This is a genomic window from Oceanicola sp. 22II-s10i, from assembly GCF_002210105.1.
Taxonomy (GTDB): Bacteria; Pseudomonadota; Alphaproteobacteria; order Rhodobacterales; family Rhodobacteraceae; genus Pseudooceanicola.
This window is the reverse complement of record NZ_AQQU01000007.1, coordinates 177,666-196,176: the sequence shown is the minus strand read 5'-3', so window position 1 is coordinate 196,176 and position 18,511 is coordinate 177,666. Positions and strand designations below refer to the sequence as shown.

At 67.9% G+C, this 18,511-nt stretch carries 14 protein-coding genes; 12 read left to right on the top strand and 2 right to left on the bottom strand.

Features of this window, described 5'->3' with window-relative positions; genetic code table 11:
• Nucleotides 1-5: 5 nt before the first annotated feature.
• Complete coding sequence (glmS, locus tag ATO6_RS17795) at nucleotides 6-1,820, bottom strand: glutamine--fructose-6-phosphate transaminase (isomerizing) (protein WP_088625377.1); 1,815 nt, start codon at nucleotides 1,818-1,820, stop codon at nucleotides 6-8.
• Between the two features lie 7 nt (nucleotides 1,821-1,827).
• Nucleotides 1,828-3,180: a bifunctional UDP-N-acetylglucosamine diphosphorylase/glucosamine-1-phosphate N-acetyltransferase GlmU gene (glmU, locus tag ATO6_RS17790; protein ID WP_254919197.1), complete on the bottom strand. Its 1,353-nt coding sequence runs from the start codon at nucleotides 3,178-3,180 to the stop codon at nucleotides 1,828-1,830.
• 100 nt (nucleotides 3,181-3,280) lie between these two features.
• Between glmU and ATO6_RS17785 the strand changes: the two genes are divergently transcribed.
• The 12 genes from ATO6_RS17785 to ATO6_RS17730 all read left to right on the top strand — a co-directional run bounded on the left by ATO6_RS17785 (nucleotide 3,281) and on the right by ATO6_RS17730 (nucleotide 18,305).
• On the top strand, nucleotides 3,281-3,946 hold the full coding sequence (locus ATO6_RS17785) for an HAD-IA family hydrolase (protein WP_088625376.1): 666 nt from the start codon (nucleotides 3,281-3,283) through the stop codon (nucleotides 3,944-3,946).
• Nucleotides 3,947-3,978: 32 nt separating this feature from the next.
• Nucleotides 3,979-5,196, top strand: a complete 1,218-nt coding sequence (locus ATO6_RS17780) for a DegT/DnrJ/EryC1/StrS aminotransferase family protein (protein WP_088625375.1) — start codon at nucleotides 3,979-3,981, stop codon at nucleotides 5,194-5,196.
• A 95-nt stretch (nucleotides 5,197-5,291) separates the two neighbouring features.
• Complete coding sequence (locus ATO6_RS17775) at nucleotides 5,292-5,876, top strand: ANTAR domain-containing response regulator (protein WP_088625374.1); 585 nt, start codon at nucleotides 5,292-5,294, stop codon at nucleotides 5,874-5,876.
• A complete protein-coding gene (locus ATO6_RS17770; RefSeq protein ID WP_088625373.1) occupies nucleotides 5,873-7,045 on the top strand; it encodes a CmpA/NrtA family ABC transporter substrate-binding protein in 1,173 nt (390 codons plus the stop codon). The genes ATO6_RS17775 and ATO6_RS17770 overlap by 4 nt, the downstream gene beginning before the upstream one ends.
• A gap of 267 nt (nucleotides 7,046-7,312) precedes the next feature.
• Nucleotides 7,313-8,680, top strand: a complete 1,368-nt coding sequence (locus ATO6_RS17765) for a CmpA/NrtA family ABC transporter substrate-binding protein (protein ID WP_088625372.1) — start codon at nucleotides 7,313-7,315, stop codon at nucleotides 8,678-8,680.
• 119 nt (nucleotides 8,681-8,799) lie between these two features.
• Nucleotides 8,800-9,882 carry an ABC transporter permease gene (locus ATO6_RS17760; RefSeq protein WP_088625371.1) on the top strand — a complete coding sequence of 361 codons (1,083 nt, stop codon included), beginning with the start codon at nucleotides 8,800-8,802 and terminating at the stop codon, nucleotides 9,880-9,882.
• Nucleotides 9,883-9,887: 5 nt separating this feature from the next.
• Nucleotides 9,888-11,567 carry an ABC transporter ATP-binding protein gene (locus tag ATO6_RS17755; RefSeq protein ID WP_088625370.1) on the top strand — a complete coding sequence of 560 codons (1,680 nt, stop codon included), beginning with the start codon at nucleotides 9,888-9,890 and terminating at the stop codon, nucleotides 11,565-11,567.
• A gap of 4 nt (nucleotides 11,568-11,571) precedes the next feature.
• Nucleotides 11,572-11,997: a globin family protein gene (locus ATO6_RS17750; protein WP_088625369.1), complete on the top strand. Its 426-nt coding sequence runs from the start codon at nucleotides 11,572-11,574 to the stop codon at nucleotides 11,995-11,997.
• Nucleotides 11,994-14,438 carry a nitrite reductase large subunit NirB gene (gene nirB / locus ATO6_RS17745; RefSeq protein WP_088625368.1) on the top strand — a complete coding sequence of 815 codons (2,445 nt, stop codon included), beginning with the start codon at nucleotides 11,994-11,996 and terminating at the stop codon, nucleotides 14,436-14,438. Before ATO6_RS17750 ends, nirB begins: the two co-directional genes overlap by 4 nt.
• Entirely contained in the window at nucleotides 14,435-14,764 is a 330-nt protein-coding gene (nirD, locus tag ATO6_RS17740) for a nitrite reductase small subunit NirD (protein ID WP_088625367.1), read from the top strand. Before nirB ends, nirD begins: the two co-directional genes overlap by 4 nt.
• On the top strand, nucleotides 14,764-17,394 hold the full coding sequence (locus tag ATO6_RS17735; RefSeq protein ID WP_088625366.1) for a nitrate reductase: 2,631 nt from the start codon (nucleotides 14,764-14,766) through the stop codon (nucleotides 17,392-17,394). Before nirD ends, ATO6_RS17735 begins: the two co-directional genes overlap by 1 nt.
• Complete coding sequence (locus tag ATO6_RS17730) at nucleotides 17,391-18,305, top strand: glycosyl transferase family protein (protein ID WP_088625365.1); 915 nt, start codon at nucleotides 17,391-17,393, stop codon at nucleotides 18,303-18,305. The genes ATO6_RS17735 and ATO6_RS17730 overlap by 4 nt, the downstream gene beginning before the upstream one ends.
• The last annotated feature ends 206 nt before the right edge of the window (nucleotides 18,306-18,511 follow it).

The window sequence follows — 18,511 nt, the reverse complement described above, 5'->3', positions numbered from 1 at the left end:
TCCTGTCACTCCACGGTGACGGATTTCGCGAGGTTGCGCGGCTGGTCGACATCCGTGCCCTTGGCGATGGCGGTGTGATAGGCCACCAGCTGCGCGGGCAGGGCGTAGAGCATTGGCGTCAGCAGCGGGTCGATGCGCGGCATCTCGATGCTGCGCCAGACCTCGCCGCCCTGTTTCAGCCCCTCGGCGTCCGAAATCAGCAGCACCTTGCCGCCGCGTGCCATCACTTCCTGCATGTTCGACACGGACTTGTCGAACAGCGCATCGCGCGGTGCCATGACGATCACCGGCATGTGGCTGTCGATCAGCGCGATCGGCCCGTGCTTGAGTTCACCTGAGGCATAAGCCTCGGCGTGGATATAGCTGATTTCCTTGAGTTTCAGCGCACCTTCCATGGCGAGCGGATACATCAGCCCGCGCCCGAGGAAGAGCACGTCGGTCGCCTCGGACAACTCCTGGCTCAACGCCTCGATCCGGCCGGATCCGTCCAGCGCGGTGCCGATCACGGCGGGCAGGCCGCGCAGCTTGGCGATCAGGTCCGCCAGTCGGGCCGCGTCGATCTCGCCGCGCTGGCGGGCGGCCTCGAGCGCCAGCAGGAACAGCACGGTCAGCTGACAGGTGAAGGCCTTGGTCGAGGCCACGCCGACCTCCACCCCCGCATGGATCGGCAGCACCACGTCGGATTCCCGCGCGATGGAGCTTTCGGCGACGTTCACGACGGCGAGGATCGACGCCGCCTTGCCCTCGCAGAACCTCAGCGCGGCCAGCGTGTCCGCCGTCTCGCCCGACTGGCTGACGAACAGCGCGGCGGTGCGGGCAGGGATCGGCGGTTCGCGGTAGCGGAATTCCGAGGCGATATCGACCTCGACCGGAATCCGCGCCAGCGTCTCGAACCAGTGTTTGGCGGTCAGGCAGGCGATATGCGCGGTGCCGCATGCGACCAGTGTCAGCCGGTCGATGGCGGTGAAGTCGAAGCCTTCGCCGGGCAGGGTGATCGTCTCGCCGTCGAGGTAATGACCTAGCGCCTCGCCGATCACCTTGGGCTGCTCGGCGATCTCCTTGGCCATGAAGTGCTTGTGCCCGGCCTTGTCGATGCGGGTGGTGTCGACCTGCACCCGCCGGATCTCGCGGTTGGCGCGGCGGTCGTCGGCATCGTGGATCGAGACCGAGGTCCGGGTGACGACGGCGATGTCGCCTTCCTCCAGATATGTGATGCGGTCGGTCAGCGGCGCCAGCGCGATGGCGTCGGAGCCGACGTAATTTTCGCCCTCGCCGTAGCCGATGGCCAGCGGCGGCCCCTTGCGGGCCGCGACCAGCAGGTCGTCGTCGGTCTCGAACAAGAAGACGAGGGCAAAGGCGCCCTCAAGCCGGCGGATCGTTTTGGTCGCGGCCTCGACCGGGCTGAGGCCCTGTGTCAGATAGTAATTCGCCAACAGCGCGACGGTCTCGGTGTCCGTCTCGGTCTCGTGCGCGATCCCGTAGCCCGCCAGTTCCTCGCGCAGCTCGCGGAAGTTCTCGATGATCCCGTTGTGCACCACCGCCACGGGGCCCGAGCGGTGCGGATGCGCGTTGCCCTCGGTCGGTGCGCCGTGCGTGGCCCAGCGGGTGTGGCCGATGCCGGATTTCCCGGCCAGCGGCGTGTGCACCAGCAGGTCGGACAGGTTGACCAGCTTGCCGACGGCCCGGCGCCGGTCCAGCCGGCCCTCGCGGATCGTCGCGATCCCGGCGCTGTCATAGCCCCGGTATTCGAGCCGCTTCAGCGCCTCGACGAGGAACGGCGCCGCTTCGTGACTGCCGAGGTAACCGATAATTCCACACATGCTGCTCTCACTTGCCCTGAAGCTTCGCTTTCTTCGCGCGAAGCACTTCCATCAGTTTGCGGGCCATGCCCGGCTTTGTCACCTGCCGCGCGCGCCCGAGGGCCAGCGCACCCGGTTCCACGTCCTCGGTGATGACCGAACCGCTCGCCGTCATGGCATCGTCGCCGACCGAAACGGGGGCGACCAGCATCGTGTCGGACCCGATGAAGACCCGCGCGCCGATTCTCGTGCGGTGCTTCATGACGCCATCGTAGTTGCAGGTGATCGTCCCCGCGCCGATGTTCGTCGCCTCGCCGATGTCGGCGTCACCGATATAGGTCAGGTGGTTCACCTTTGCCCCCCGGTCGATGATCGCGTTCTTCACCTCGACGAAGTTGCCGATGTGCACATCCTCGGCCAGTTCCGCGCCGGGACGCAGGCGGGCGAAGGGGCCGACGGTCGAACCGCGCGAGACATGCGCGCCTTCCAGATGCGAGAACGCGCGGATGCGGACGCCGGATTCCACGGTCACCTCGGGCCCGAAGACGACGTTGGGTTCGACCACGCTGTCCCGCCCGATGGCGGTGTCGTGCGAGAAGAAGACCGTCTCGGGCGCGATCAGGGTCACGCCGTCATCCTGCGCGGCGGCACGGGCGCGGGCCTGGAACGCGGCCTCGGCGGCGGCGAGCTGGTCGCGCGAGTTGATGCCCAGCGTCTCGGCCTCGGGGCAGGCGACGGCGGTGACGGTCAGCCCGCGCGCATTGGCCAGCGCGGCGATGTCGGTCAGGTAGTATTCGCCCTTGCTGTTGGCGTTCCCGATTTCGGAGACCAGCGAGAACAGGATTCCCGCATCCGCCGCGACGACACCGGAGTTCGAGAAGGTTATGGCCGCCTCCTCGGGCGTCGCGTCCTTGGCCTCGACGATCCGGCTCAGCAGCGGGCCGTCCATGACCAGCCGACCGTAAGGCGCGGGATCGGCGGCCTCGAAGCCGAGGAAGACGACGTCGAACCGTTCACGGGCATCGCGCATCGCCTCAAGCGTCTCCGCGCTGAGGAACGGCGTGTCGCCGTAGAGCACCACCGCGTCGCCGTCGAAGCTCTTGAGCAGCGGCCCGGCCTGCGCGACGGCGTGCCCGGTGCCCAGTTGTTCGGTTTGCACCGCGATCTCGGCCCGGTCGTCCCAGTCCCGTGCCGCAGCCGCCACCGCTTCGCCGCCATGACCGGTGACCACGACGATCCGCTCCGGGTCCAGCGACTGGCCCGCCTTTATGGCATGGACCAGCATCGGCGCATTGCCGATCTCGTGCAGCACCTTGGGCAGGTCGGAGTTCATCCGCGTGCCCTGTCCGGCGGCGAGGATGATGAGGGCGGTATCGGTCACGGGCGGCTCCGGTCGCTTGTGTCTCGGCTGCGCCCGTTTTATCGGGTTCGGTGAGGCACACAAGGGCACGACACGGGCACAACAGGGGCAGGGCGGCATCATGGGCACGGTGATCTTCGATCTGGACGGCACGCTGGCGGACACCAGCGGCGATCTGCTGGCCGCCGCGAACGCCTGTTTCCGGGATATGGGCGTGGGCGATCAGCTGGGGCCCGATGATGCCGCGGTCGCGCTGAACGGCGGGCGGGCGATGCTGCGCCTCGGGATGGAGCGGATCGGCCGGGCGGGCGACGAGGCCGAGGTCGACCGGCAATATCCGCTGCTGCTGGAGCATTACGCGCGCGAGATCGACACCCACACGGTGATCTTTCCCGGCGCGATGGAAGCCGTGGCGGCACTGGTCGCCGGCGGATATCGCGTGGGCATCTGCACCAACAAGCCGGAAAAGCTCGCCGAGCTGCTGCTGACGCGCCTCGGCGTGCGCGCCGCCTTCGCCTCGCTGATCGGGGCGGACACGCTGGCGGTGCGCAAGCCCGATCCGGAACCGCTGCGCGAGGCCGTGCGCCGGGCCGGGGGCGATCCGCTGCGCGCCTGCCTGATCGGTGACAGCCGCACCGACCGGGAAACGGCACGGGCGGCGGGGGTGGCCTCGGTCCTCGTGGGGTTCGGGCCGTCGGGCCATGTCACGGCGGCGCTGGAGCCCGAGGCGATGATCGCGCATTTCGACGAACTGCCGGGCGTGGTGGCGCGGCTGCTGCCGCTCTGACGCATTGACGCGGGGCGCGCGCGCCCCGAAGGATGCGCGGCATGGAACGTTTCACCGGCAGTTTCACCCAGCAGGAACCGATCCCCGAGGACGCCATCGCGGCGGCCGTCGCTGTGATGCGCCACGGACGCCTGCACCGCTACAACACGCTCGGCGACGAGGCGGGCGAGACGGCGCTGCTGGAACAGGAATTCGCGGCGGCCATGGGATCGCGCCATGCGCTGGCCGTGGCCTCGGGCGGCTATGCGCTGGCCACGGCACTGCGCGCGGTCGGGGTGAAGCCGGGCGACAGGGTGCTGACCAACGCCTTCACGCTGGCCCCGGTGCCGGGCGCGATCGCCTCGGTCGGGGCGGTGCCGGTTTTCGTCGGCGTGACCGAGGCGCTGGTGATCGACCTCGACGACCTCGCCGCCAAGGCCGCGGGCGCCAAGGTGCTGATGCTGTCGCACATGCGCGGGCATATCTGCGACATGGACGCGCTGATGGCGCTGGCCAAGGCGCAGGGGCTGACGGTGATCGAGGACTGCGCCCACACCATGGGCGCGCGCTGGCGCGGCACGCTGTCGGGACGCCACGGGCTGATCGGGTGCTATTCGACGCAGACCTACAAGCACATGAATTCGGGCGAGGGCGGGTTGCTGATCACCGACGACGCCGACGTGATGGCCCGCGCGGTGATGCTGTCGGGCAGTTACATGCTCTATCCCCGCCACCTTGCCGCGCCGCCGCCCGAGGTGTTCGAGGCGGTGAAATACGACACGCCGAACGTCTCCGGCCGGATGGACAACCTGCGCGCGGCGATCCTGCGGCCCCAGCTGGCGCGGCTCTCGGATCAATGCGCGGCATGGACGGCGCGGTATCGAGTCGTCGAGGACGGGTTGCGCGGGGTGCCGGGGCTGACGGTCATCGACAGGCCCGAGGTGGAGGACTTCGTCGGTTCCTCGATCCAGGTCCTGCTGCTCGATTGGCCGGACGAGGCGGTGAAGGACGTGCTGGCGCGCTGCCTGAAGCGTGGCGTCGAGCTGAAATGGTTCGGGGGCGCGGAGCCCACGGGCTTCACCTCGCGCTACGACAGCTGGCGGTATGCCCCGTCAGAACGGATGCCCGCGACCGACCATATCCTCAGGGGGATCATCGACATGCGCCTGCCGCTGACCTTCAGCCTCGACGACTGCGCCCTGATCGCGCGGATCATCCGGGCCGAGGTCGGCGCGGTCGGACAGGCGCTCGGGGCGCGGGTTAACCCCTGACGTTGATGAACAAATGGACATCCCGGTGATCCCCCGGGCCGGGACATGCACCGACGCTTGCACCCCTCCCGCAATCATGACCATACCCTGATATCATGACCGCCAAGCTCACCATCGTCGTCGTCGAACCGGACCGTGACCGGGCCATCGGCATTGTCGACGCGCTGCGGGATGCGGGCGATTACGATGTGCACGTGATCGGCTCCACCTCGGGCCTGGCCCGCAAAGTGGCCGCGCATGCACCGGACGTGGTCCTGATCGACATCGACAACCCGACCCGCGACATGCTCGAGGAACTGACGCTGGCATCCGGTCCGCTGGACCGCCCGGTCGCCATGTTCGTCTCGGGCCCGGCGGGCGACCTGTCGCAGGCCGCGATCGAGGCGGGGCTGTCGGCCTACGTGGTGGACGGGCTGCGGCCCGAGCGGCTGAAGCCGGTCATGGACACCGCCATCGCGCGGTTCCGCATGATGCGCCGGATGCGCACCGAACTGGCCGAAACGCGGCGTGCTCTGGAAGAGCGCAAGGTCATCGACCGCGCCAAGGGCATGCTTATGAAGGCGCGCGGGATCGGCGAGGACGAGGCCTATGCCCTGCTGCGCAAGACCGCGATGGACCAGGGCCGCCGCGTGGCCGAGGTGGCCGAGGCGCTGATGACCGCGTCGGGGCTGCTGAGATGAAGACCGTCACGCTGTCCGTCGCCTACGTGCCGCTGGTCGATGCGGCCCCGCTGATCATCGCGCAGGAAATGGGCTTTGCCGAGGCCGAGGGCATCACGCTCGACCTGATCGCGGCGCCGTCGTGGTCCTCGGTCCGCGATATGCTGGCCTTCGGGCGGGTGGATGCCGCGCATCTGCTGTCGCCCGTGCCCGTCGCCATGGCCCTGGGGCTGGGCGGTGTGACCGTGCCGCTTTCCGCCGTGTCGGTGTTGTCGGTCAACGGCGACGTCATCGGCGTCAGCTCGGCGCTTGCGGACCGTCTGCGGGAAACCGGCTACGGGTTCGACTTCGCCGATCCGGTGGCCGCCGCGCGGGCGCTGGCGGGGGTCGCGGGCAAACGCATGGTCTTCGGCGTGCCATTCCCGTTCTCGATGCATGTCGAACTGCTGCGCTACTGGTTCGAGAGCACGGACCTGTCCGGCAGGACGATCGAGATCCGCACCGTGCCGCCGCCGCTGATGGCGCAGGCGCTGGCCGAGGGCGACATCGACGCCTTCTGCGTGGGTGAACCGTGGGGGTCGGTGGCCGTCGATCAGGGGGCAGGGGCGCTGCTGCTGCCCGGCAAGGCGATCTGGTCCTTCGCCCCGGAAAAGGTGCTGGCCGTGCGCACCGACTGGGCCGAGACCGAACCGCACCTGCTGGGCCGCCTGATGCGCGCGATCTGGAACGCCGGGCGCTGGCTGGCACGGCCCGAGAGCCGGACGGCCACGGCGGAGCTGCTGGCGCGGCCCGAATGGCTCGATGTCGCGCCCGAACTGATCGACCGCTCGCTGACGGGGCATTTCACCGTCACCGCGCAGGGCGAGATGCGGGATGTGGACGGCTTCCTCGAATTCCACGACGGGGCGGCGACATTCCCCTGGCGCAGCCAGGCGAAGTGGATCGCGCGCAGGCTGGCGCTGGCGAACGGGCTGCCGGCGGACAGTGTCACCCGCGCGGGGGCCGTGTTCCGCAGCGATCTCTACCGCCAGCACATGTCCGGCACGGATGCCGATCTGCCCGGCGCGTCGGAGAAACTGGAAGGCTCGATTCGCGTCCCGATGGCGGTCTCGTCCGAGAAGGGACACCTGAGCCTGCTGCCCGATGCGTTCTTCGATGGCCGCATTTTCGATCCTTCGGCGTCGGACTGACCAAAATAACGGCAGAATTTCCGCCCGTCGCCGCCCTGCAGCGAAAATCCGGCCGATCCGGCCACAAGACGTTTGCGCGGGAAAGCGGGACCGCCCTATAGACAGTGTATCGGACCGCAACGGGGCGTTCCGATACCGAATTCTCCCAATGACAGGGATTTGCTGAGCAAGGTCGCTCGCGCTCCGCCGTTTCCACGGCTGGATGTGCAGCGGCCTTTTTTGCGTTTTTTTTCCCCGTTTCACCGGGGCTGAGAGAGGGACTGAACGATGAAGAAACTCCTGATCGGACTGGCGGCAACCACGGCTTTGGTCAGCCCCGCCTTCGCCGAAATGCTGGACCTGGAAAAGGACACGCTGACCTTCGGCTTCATCAAGCTGACGGACATGGCGCCGCTGGCGGTGGCCTATGAAAAGGGCTTCTTCGACGACGAGGGCCTGTTCGTGACGCTCGAGGCGCAGGCGAACTGGAAGGTCCTGCTGGACGGCGTGATCGACGGCACCCTGGACGGTGCGCACATGCTGGCCGGCCAGCCGCTGGCCGCCACCATCGGCTTCGGCACCGAGGCGCATATCATCACCCCGTTCTCGATGGACCTGAACGGCAACGGCATCACAGTCTCCAACGAGATCTGGGAGCAGATGAAGCCGAACATCCCGACCGGCGCCGACGGCAAGCCGCAGCACCCGATTTCCGCCTCGGCCCTCGCGCCGGTGGTCGACAAGTACAAGTCCGAGGGCAAGCCCTTCAACATGGGCATGGTTTTCCCGGTCTCCACCCACAACTACGAACTGCGCTACTGGCTGGCCGCGGGCGGTCTGCATCCGGGCTACTACAGCCAGGACAACATCACCGGCCAGATCAACGCCGACGTGCTGCTGTCCGTGACCCCGCCGCCGCAGATGCCCGCCACGCTCGAGGCCGGCACGATCTACGGTTACTGCGTGGGTGAGCCGTGGAACCAGCAGGCGGTGTTCAAGGGGATCGGCGTGCCGGTCATCACCGACTACGAGCTGTGGAAGAACAACCCCGAGAAAGTCTTTGGAATCACGGCGGAATTTGCCGAGCAGTATCCGAACACCACACTTGCCGTGACCAAGGCGCTGATCCGCGCCGCGATCTGGCTGGACGAGAACGAAAACGCCAACCGTCCCGAAGCGGTCGAGATCCTGTCGCGTCCCGACTATGTCGGCGCGGATGCCGAGGTGATCGCGAACTCGATGACCGGCACCTTCGAATACGAGAAGGGCGACAAGCGCTCGGTTCCCGACTTCAACGTCTTCTTCCGCTACAACGCGACCTATCCCTACTACTCGGACGCCGTCTGGTACCTGACCCAGATGCGTCGCTGGGGCCAGATCGGCGAGGCGAAGGCGGACAGCTGGTACGACGAAGTCGCCAAGTCGGTCTACAAGCCTGAAATCTACCTCAAGGCCGCGCGCCTGCTGGTGGACGAAGGTCTGGCGAACGAAGCCGACTTCCCGTGGGACAGCGACGGCTACAAGGCGCCGACCCCCGCAGCCGACATCATCGACGGCATCCCCTACGACGGCAAGGCACCGAACGCCTACCTCGAAAGCCTGCCGATCGGGCTGAAGGGCGAACAGACCGTCGAAGGCAACGAAGTCAAGGGGTGAGCGGTGCGTGCAAGCACGCACCCTACGCTTGGACGCAACGCCCCGCGTGTCCCCGCCGCCGTCACTCTCCCGGACGCGCGGCGGGGATCATCCGCAACCGACAACACGGACCGAGACCAATGACCACGATCGACCCCCAATTTGCTGCCACTGAAGCGCGCGAGGCCCGGCGGGCCCGGCTCTTCACGCGGATCAACAAAGCCGATGCCTGGTTCCAGGTTCTCGGCCTCGCATGGATCACCCCGATCCTGCGCGCCGCCGCGGGCGACAACCCCCGCGCGCAACTCAAGGACATCTGGCGGCTGCTGGCCGTTCCGCTGATCTCCATCATGGCGTTCCTGCTGCTCTGGGGCACGCTGGCGCCCAAGGTGCAGACCTCGCTCGGCGCCATTCCCGGCCCGGCGGAAGTCTGGACCGAGGCGGTGAACCTGCATGCCGACGCCGAAGCCAAGGCCGAAAAGCGCGCCGACCATTACGACCGGGTCGAGAAGCGCAATGCGCGGCTGATCGAGCAGGGCAAGACGGACCAGGTCAAGGACATCCCCTATACCGGCGCGCCCAGCTACTACGACCAGATCTGGACCTCGATCCAGACCGTGTTCTTTGGCTTCCTGCTGGCCTCCGTCGTCGCGATCCCGCTCGGCATCGCCGCCGGCCTGTCGGCCACCGCGAATGCCGCGATCAATCCGCTGGTGCAGATCTTCAAGCCGGTCAGCCCGCTGGCATGGCTGCCGATCGTGACCATGGTCGTCTCGGCGGTCTACGCCACCAATGACGGCTTCTTCGCCAAGTCGTTCCTCGTCTCGGCGATCACCGTGACGCTCTGCTCGCTCTGGCCGACGCTGATCAACACCGCGCTCGGCGTGGCGTCGATCGACAAGGACCTCGTCTCGGTCTCCAAGGTGCTCAAGATGAATACCTGGACCAAGATCACCAAGCTGGTCCTGCCGTCCGCGCTGCCGCTGATCTTCACCGGTCTGCGCCTGTCGCTCGGTGTGGGCTGGATGGTGCTGATCGCGGCCGAGATGCTGGCCCAGAACCCCGGCCTCGGCAAGTTCGTCTGGGACGAGTTCCAGAACGGGTCGTCGCAGTCGCTGGCCAAGATCATCGTCGCGGTGCTGACCATCGGCATCATCGGCTTCCTGCTGGACCGGGTGATGTTTGCCCTCCAGTCCCTCTTCACCTTCTCGAACAATCGGTGACCGACATGGGTGCGATCGAGTTCAAGAACGTTTCCAAGAGCTTCGGCGACGGCATTCATGCCAAGCACGTGCTCCGGAACATCGACCTGACGGTCGAGGAGGGCGAGTTCCTCGTGCTCCTCGGCTTCTCCGGAACCGGCAAGACGACCCTCATCAACCTGATGGCGGGGCTGGAAATGCCGACGAAGGGGGAAGTGACCTACAAGGGCAAGCCGGTGACCGGCCCCGGCCCGGAACGCGGGGTGATCTTTCAGAACTATTCGCTGATGCCCTGGCTGACCGTGAACGGGAATGTCGGGCTGGCGGTGGACACGATCTTTCCCGGCCTGTCCAAGAAGGACCGGGCGGAGAAGGTGGCCCACTACGTCAAGATGGTCGGCCTCGGCCATGCCACCGGTCGCCGCCCGGCGGAACTGTCCGGCGGGATGCGCCAGCGGGTGAACGTCGCCCGTGCGCTGGCGATGAACCCGGACGTGCTGCTGCTGGATGAACCGCTCTCGGCGCTGGACGCGCTGACGCGGGCGAATCTGGCGGACGAGATCGAGGCGATCTGGAACGAGGAAAAGCAGACCTGCGTCCTGATCACCAACGACGTGGACGAGGCGATCCTGCTGGCCGACCGCATCATCGCCCTGAACCCTGACGGGACGCTGGGCGAGCAGTTCAAGGTCAGCCTGCCGCGTCCGCGCGACCGGACCGCCATGAACCATGACGAGATGTTCAAGGCGCTGCGGGCACGGGTCACGAACTACCTGATGGACGTGGGCATCGCGGCCAAGGCCGAAGGCATCCGCACCCTGCCGAACGTCCAGCCCAACCACCTGCCGTCCGCCGTCGCGGACGCGCAGAAGGGTCTGATCGACGAGCGCTTCCTGACCTTCGACCACCTGCACAAGATCTACCCGACCCCCAAGGGGCCGCTGACCGTGGTCGAGGATTTCAACCTCAAGCTCGACCGGGGCGAGTTCATCTCGCTGATCGGCCACTCGGGTTGCGGCAAATCCACCGTGCTGACCATGGTCGCCGGGCTGAACGACATCTCCAAGGGTGTCATCAAGCTGGACGGTTACGAGGTGCGCGGCGCGGATCCGGAACGGGCAGTGGTGTTCCAGTCGCCGAACCTGTTCCCCTGGCTGACGGCGCGCGAGAACGTCGCGATCGGCGTGGACAAGGTCTATCCCAAGGCCTCCATGCAGGAACGGCAGGACGTGGTGGAGTACTACCTCGAACGGGTAGGGCTCGCCGATGCGATGAACCAGCCCGCGGCCTCCATGTCGAACGGCATGAAGCAGCGAGTCGGCATCGCGCGGGCCTTCGCGCTCAGCCCCAAGCTGCTGCTGCTGGATGAGCCCTTCGGCATGCTCGACAGCCTCACCCGGTGGGAGCTGCAGGAGGTGCTGATGGAGGTCTGGTCGCGCACCAAGGTCACGGCCATCTGCGTCACCCACGACGTGGACGAGGCGATCCTGCTGGCCGACCGCGTGGTCATGATGACCAACGGCCCGCAGGCGACCATCGGCAAGATCACCGACGTGAAACTGCCGCGCCCGCGCACCCGCAAGGCGCTGCTCGAGCATCCGGATTACTATCACTACCGGCAGGAAGTCCTCGATTTTCTTGAGGAATACGAACACGGCGCCAAGCCGAAACCGAAACCGGCCCAGACCAAGATCGCGGCGGAGTGAGGTCATGGACGACACCCAGATCACTCTCGTGCAGTCGAGTTTCGCCAAGGTCGTCCCGATCAAGGACGCGGCGGCGGGACTCTTCTACGCCGACCTGTTCGAGACCGCGCCGCATGTGAAACCGCTGTTCGCGAATGCCGACATGACCGAGCAGGGCAACAAGCTGATGGCCACGCTCGCCGTGGTCGTCGGCGGCCTGCGCGATCTCGACAAGATGGTGCCCGTCGCACAGGCGCTCGCGGTCAAGCACGTCGGCTACGGCGTCGAGGCCGAACATTACGGCGCAGTCGGCGCATCGCTGCTGCGCACCCTTGAGAAGGGGCTGGGCGCGGACTTCACCCCCGAGGTGAACGCCGCCTGGACCTCTGCATATACCACACTCTCCGGCGTCATGATCGACGCCGCCTACGGCAAGGAGACTTTGGAATGAGCAAGAAACTTGTTGTCGTCGGGGCCGGCATGGCCTCGGGCCGGATGCTGGAGCATCTCTTTGCTGCCGATCCGGACGCCTACGATGTCACCCTCTTCAACGCCGAGCCGCGCGGGAACTACAACCGCCTGATGCTGAGCCCGGTGCTGTCGGGCGAGAAGACCTACGAGCAGATCGTCACCCATGACGATGACTGGTACGCGGCCAACAAGGTGACCACGCGCTTCGGCGAGAAGGTCACCGGCATCGACCGCGACCGCAAGGTGGTGATCGGGGACAAGGGCGAGGTGGCCTATGACAAGCTGGTCATCGCCACGGGGTCCAACCCCTTCATCATCCCGCTGCCCGGCCACGACCTGCCGGGGGTGATCGCCTATCGCGATCTGGAAGACACCGAGGCGATGATCGCGCTCGGCGCCAGGCCCGGCGCCCGCGCGGTCGTCATCGGCGGCGGCCTCTTGGGGCTGGAGGCCGCCGCCGGCATGGCCGCGCGTGGCGTGGACGTGACCGTGGTGCATATCATGGGCCACCTGATGGAGCGTCAGCTGGACGAAAGCGCGGGCTTCCTGCTGCGCCGGTCGCTGATGGAGAAGGGGATCACCGTTCTCTGCGGAGCGAACTCCGAGGAGATCGTCGCCGGACCGGACGGCCGCGCCGCGGCGCTGCGCCTGGATGACGGCACCGAACTGCCCTGCGACCTGCTGGTTATGGCGGTCGGCATCCGTCCCTCGGTCGCGCTGGCCAAGGAGGCCGGGCTGGCGGTCGGGCGCGGGGTCCACGTGGACGACCAGATGGTGACGTCCGATGCGGACATCCTCGCCCTCGGCGAATGCGTCGAACACAACGGCGCGCTTTTCGGGCTGGTCGCGCCGCTCTACGATCAGGCCAAGGTGCTGGCGCATACGCTGACCGGGACGGCCGATGCCTTCGTGAACAAGGAAGTGTCCACCAAGCTCAAGGTCACGGGCTGCGACCTGTTCAGCGCGGGCGACTTCGCCGATGCGGCGAACCGCGAGGACATCGTGTTCCGCGATCCCTCGCGCGGGGTCTACAAGCGGCTGGTGATCGAGGGCGACCGCCTGATCGGTGCCGTCATGTATGGCGACACCGCGGACGGCGCCTGGTTCTACAGCCTGATCAAGGACCGCACCGACATTGCCGAGATGCGCGAGACGCTGATCTTCGGCCCGGCCTACCAGGGAGGAGCCGCCGCGGACCCTCTGTCAGCCGTTGCAGCATTGCCGCTTGATGCGGAGATTTGCGGCTGCAACGGCATCTGCAAAGGGACCATCGTCGACGCGATCGCGGGCGGGGCGACCGATCTGGGCGCCGTGCGGGCCAAGACCAAGGCCAGCGCCTCCTGCGGGACCTGCACCGGACTGGTGGAACAGGTGCTGCAGCTGCAGCTCGGCGACTCGTTCAAGATGCCGGCGGCGCAGCCCGTCTGCGCCTGCACCGACCACACGCACGAAGATGTCCGCCGCCTGATCAAGGTGAAGGAGCTGAAGTCCCAGCCCGCCGTCTGGCAGGAACTGGGGTGGAAGACCCCGAACGGCTGCCATGTCTGCCGCCCGGCGGTGAACTTCTACCTGCTGGCGGACTGGCCGCTGGAATATGCCGACGACCCGCAGTCGCGTTTCGTCAACGAGCGCAAGCACGCCAACATCCAGAAGGACGGCACCTTCAGCGTCATGCCGCGCATGTGGGGGGGCATCACCACCCCGGACGAACTGCGCGCCATCGCCGACGCCGCGGACAAGTACAACGTCCCGACCGTCAAGGTGACGGGTGGCCAGCGGATCGACCTGCTGGGTGTCCGGGGCGAGGATCTGCCGGCGATCTGGGCCGATCTGAACCGCGCCGGGATGGTGTCGGGTCATGCCTATTCCAAGGGTCTGCGGACCGTGAAGACCTGTGTCGGATCCGACCATTGCCGGTTCGGGACGCAGGATTCGACCGGGCTGGGGATCAAGCTGGAAAAGGTGCTCTGGGGCTCGTGGACGCCACACAAGGTCAAGCTGGGCGTTTCGGGCTGCCCCCGGAACTGTGCCGAGGCGACCTGCAAGGACGTCGGCATCGTCTGCGTCGACAGCGGCTACCAGGTCGGTGTAGCGGGCGCAGCGGGGATGGACGTGAAGGAAACCGAACGTCTGGCCAACGCCACGACCGAGGAGGAGGCGATCGAGCTGACCATCGCCTTCATCCAGCTTTACCGCGAGAACGCGAAGTACCTCGACCGGCCCTACAAGTGGGTGGCCAAGGTCGGGCTCGACTGGGTGAAGGAGCGGGTGGTCGACGACCTCGACAGCCGCCGTGCGCTGGTCGAACGCTTCGAGATCTCGCAGTCCGTCTATCGGAAAGACCCATGGGCGCAGCATGTCGCGACCGAGCGCAAGCGCTACGCCCCCCTTGCAGACCTGACGCTGGAGGCCGCGGAATGAGCTGGATCGACATCGCCGACATCGAGGACATCCCCCTGCGCGGGGCCCGCGTCCTCAAGACCGCCATGGGCTGCGTCGCCGTGTTCCGCACGGGCGAGGCCGAGGTCTTTGCCACCGCCGACCGCTGCCCGCACAAGGGCGGGCCGCTGTCCGACGGGATCGTGCACGGGCACAAGGTGACCTGCCCGCTGCACAACTGGGTGTTCGACCTGAACACCGGGCAGGCGCAGGGCGAAGAGGGCAGCATCGCCACCTTCCCGGTGCGCGTCGAAGGCGGCCGCATCCTGATCGACGGCACCGCCGTCGGACGGCGGAGTGCTGCGTGATGGACGGGTCGGGCCTGCCGGAAACACGCTCGACCTGCCCCTACTGCGGGGTGGGCTGCGGCGTTCTCCTGCGCCCGGACGGGCAGGGCGGACTGGCCGTGCGCGGCGATCCGGAGCATCCGGCCAACCGCGGGCGGCTGTGTTCCAAGGGTTCGGCGCTGGCCGAGACCGTGGGCACGGCTGGCCGCCTGCGGTCCCCGCAAGTGGACGGACAGGACACCGGCTGGGACAGCGCGTTGCAGCTGGTGGCCGACAGGTTCTCGGCTGCGATTGCCGAACACGGGCCGGACAGCGTGGCCTTCTACGTCTCCGGTCAGCTGCTGACCGAGGACTATTACATCGCCAACAAGCTGATGAAGGGCTTCATCGGCTCGGCCAATATCGACACCAACTCCCGGCTCTGCATGGCCTCGACCGTGGCGGGGCACAAGCGCGCCTTCGGGACCGACACGGTGCCCCAGACCTACGAGGATCTGGACAAGGCCGATCTGGTCGTCCTCGTCGGCTCCAACCTCGCATGGTGCCACCCGGTCCTCTACCAGCGGCTGCTGGCGGCGCGTAAGGCGCGGGGCACGCGGATCGTGGTCATCGACCCCCGCCGCACCGCCACCTGCGACGCGGCCGACCTGCACCTCGCCATCGCGCCGGGCGCGGACGTGGCGCTGTTCAACCGGCTGCTCGGGGCGATCTACGAGGCGGGCGCGGTGGATGCCGGCTACCTCGCCAACGTGCAGGGTTTCGACGATGCGCTGCGCGCGGCACAGGCGGATATCGCGACCGAAACCGGCCTGCGCGAGGACGAGATCGCGGCCTTCTGCGAGATGTTCATCCGCACCGAGAAGGTCGTCACCGTCTTCAGCCAGGGCGTGAACCAGTCGAGCTCGGGCAGCGACAAGGTCAACGCGATCCTCAACTGCCACCTCGCCACCGGCCGGATCGGCAGGCCGGGCTGCGGCCCGCTGTCGGTCACCGGCCAGCCCAATGCCATGGGCGGGCGCGAGGTCGGCGGGCTGGCCAACATGCTGGCCTGCCACCTCGACCTGGAAAACGCCGACCACCGCACGGCGGTGCGCGAATTCTGGCAGGCCCCCCGGATCGCCGAGACGCCGGGCCTCAAGGCCGTCGAAATGTTCCGCGCGGTCGGAGACGGGCGGATCAAGGCGTTGTGGATCATCCACACTAACCCCGCCGTCACCCTGCCGGATGCCGACCGGGTCCGCGAGGCCATCGCGGGCTGCGATTTCGTCGTGGTCAGCGATGTGACCGGCGCGACGGATACCGCGCGGCTGGCGCATGTGCTGCTCCCAGCGTCGGCATGGGCCGAGAAGGACGGGACCGTCACCAATTCCGACCGCACGATCAGCCGCCAGCGCGCCGTGCTGACCCCGCCGGGGACGGCCCGCGCGGACTGGGCCATCCTCGCCGAGGTCGGCCGCCGCATGGGATGGAGCGAGGCGTTCGACTACGCCGGACCCGCCGAGATCTTCCGTGAATATGCCGCGCTGTCCGGGATCGCGGGCCGGTTCGGGCGGGATTTCGACATCTCCGGCCTCTCCGGCATGGGCGAGGACGACTATGCGGGGTTCGAACCGCAGCGCTGGCCGGTCACAACGCAACGGCAGGGCGGACGCTTCTTCGCGGACGGCCGGTTCTTTCACGCGGATGGCAAGGCCCGCATGGTGCCCGTGCGCTGGACGCCCCCCGCCGCGCGGACGGAACGGCGCTATCCGTTCCGGCTGAACACCGGCCGCATCCGCGACCAGTGGCACACGATGACCCGCACAGGGCTCAGCCCGCGCCTGTCCGCGCATCTGGCCGAGCCGTTCCTCGACCTGCATCCCGCCGATGCCGGACGGCTGGGCGTCAAGGCGTCCGACCTCGTGCGGATCGAAAGCCCGGCGGGCAAGGCGATCCTGCGGGCGCGGCTCACCGATGCGGTCCGCTCCGGCCAGGTCTTTGCGCCGATGCACTGGACCGGTGAAACCGCGCCTTCAGCCCGGATCGACGCTGTGGTGCCCGCCGTGACCGACCCGGTCTCGGGCCAGCCCGAGAGCAAGGCCGCCGTCGTGTCGGTCCAACTGTTCGACGCCGCGTGGTACGGCTTTGCCGTGTCGCGCCGGGCGATGCGGCTCGACAGCGACTACTGGGCCGCCGCGCCGACACAGTCCGGGTACCGTGCCGAACTCGCGGGCCTTGCCGAGGTCGCGGACTGGGAGGCGGAGGCCCGGCGCATCTTCGGTGCCGATGATGCGCAGGTGTCCAGCATCCGGGACGCGGCGCGGGGCATCGCGCGCATCGCGCTGAGCGATGCGGACGGGCTGATCGGCGCGCTCTTCGTGTCGCGCGAACCGGTGGCGGTGATGCGCGACTACCTCGCCGACCTGCCGGGCACCGACGCGCCGCAGGTTCTGGGCGGCCGCCGTCCGGCGGGCCAGCCCGATCCGGGGCCGATCCTGTGCTCGTGCTTCGGCGTGGGCGTGAACACCATCGTCGCGGCGATCGAGCAGCGCGGCCTGCTGAGCGTCGAGGCGATCGGCGAGGCGCTGCAGGCCGGAACGAACTGCGGCTCCTGCCGGCCCGAGATCGCGGCCCTGCTGGCCGTGATCGCACCGAGGGAAGCGGCGGAATGAGCCTTGCCGACCATGTCCGCACCCTCGGCCGTGGTCCGGGCCGGTCGCGCAGCCTGACGCGGGACGAGGCGGCGGATGCGATGCAGCTGATGCTGTCGGGCGGGGCCGCGCCCGAGGCCGTCGGCGCATTGCTGATGCTGCTGAGGATGAAGGGCGAGGCGGCGGAGGAGATCGCGGGCTTTGCCGGTGCGGCGCAGGGGGCGGTCGCGCCGGTCGAGGGCGTGGACCTCGACTGGCCGAGCTACGCGGCGGGCCGCACGCGGGGCGCGCCGCTGTTCCTCACCTCGGCGCGGATGGTGGCGGACGAGGGGCACCGCGTCCTGATGCACGGCTGGAACGGGGCGGACACCAAGGTCCGGGCGGGGCTGGAGGAGGCCGGCATTCCGGTGGCCGGCTCGACGGAGGACGCGGGGGCACTGATCGCGGCACATGGTATTGCCTACCTGCCGCTGGAGGTGGCGCAGCCCGCGCTCTTCGCGCTTTTGAACCTGCGGGCGGTACTGGGGCTGAGATCCTGCATCAACACGGTGTGCCGGATGCTGAACCCGGGCCGTGCGGCGGCCAGCGTGCAGGGGGTGTTCCACCCGTCCTACCGGCTCCTGCAGGCGGATGCGGCGGCCCTGATGGGCTGGCGTGACCTGAGCGTCATCAAGGGTGGCGGCGGTGAGTTCGAACGCCATCCGTCCAAGGACATCGCGGCCTTCGGGCTGCGCGCCGGCGTGCCGTGGCAGGTGACCTTTCCGGCCATCAGCGACGAGACCCGGCGGCTGGCGGGCGATCCGGGCGAGATGGGCGATTTCGAGCGTCAGGTGGTGACGGGCACCGCGGCACTCGCGCTCGAGACCTGCGGTGTGGCGGATGCGCTCGCACGGGCCGAGGCGGGTTGGAACGCGCGCAGGCCCGCCGCGTGATGAACGCATGGGCAGGTGGTTGCTGACCGACGAATAGCGGGGGCGGATTCGGCGGAATCTCCTTTGTCCGCGGGCCGTTTCGTTGTAGAAGAACCCAGCGACAACGGCGTCGCGATTTCCCGAAGCATGGGTACTGGGCAAGGCTGCTCGACCGCACACGGATCACGTGTGGGTGTCGGCGGCCATTTTCGTTTTTATCGAGGACC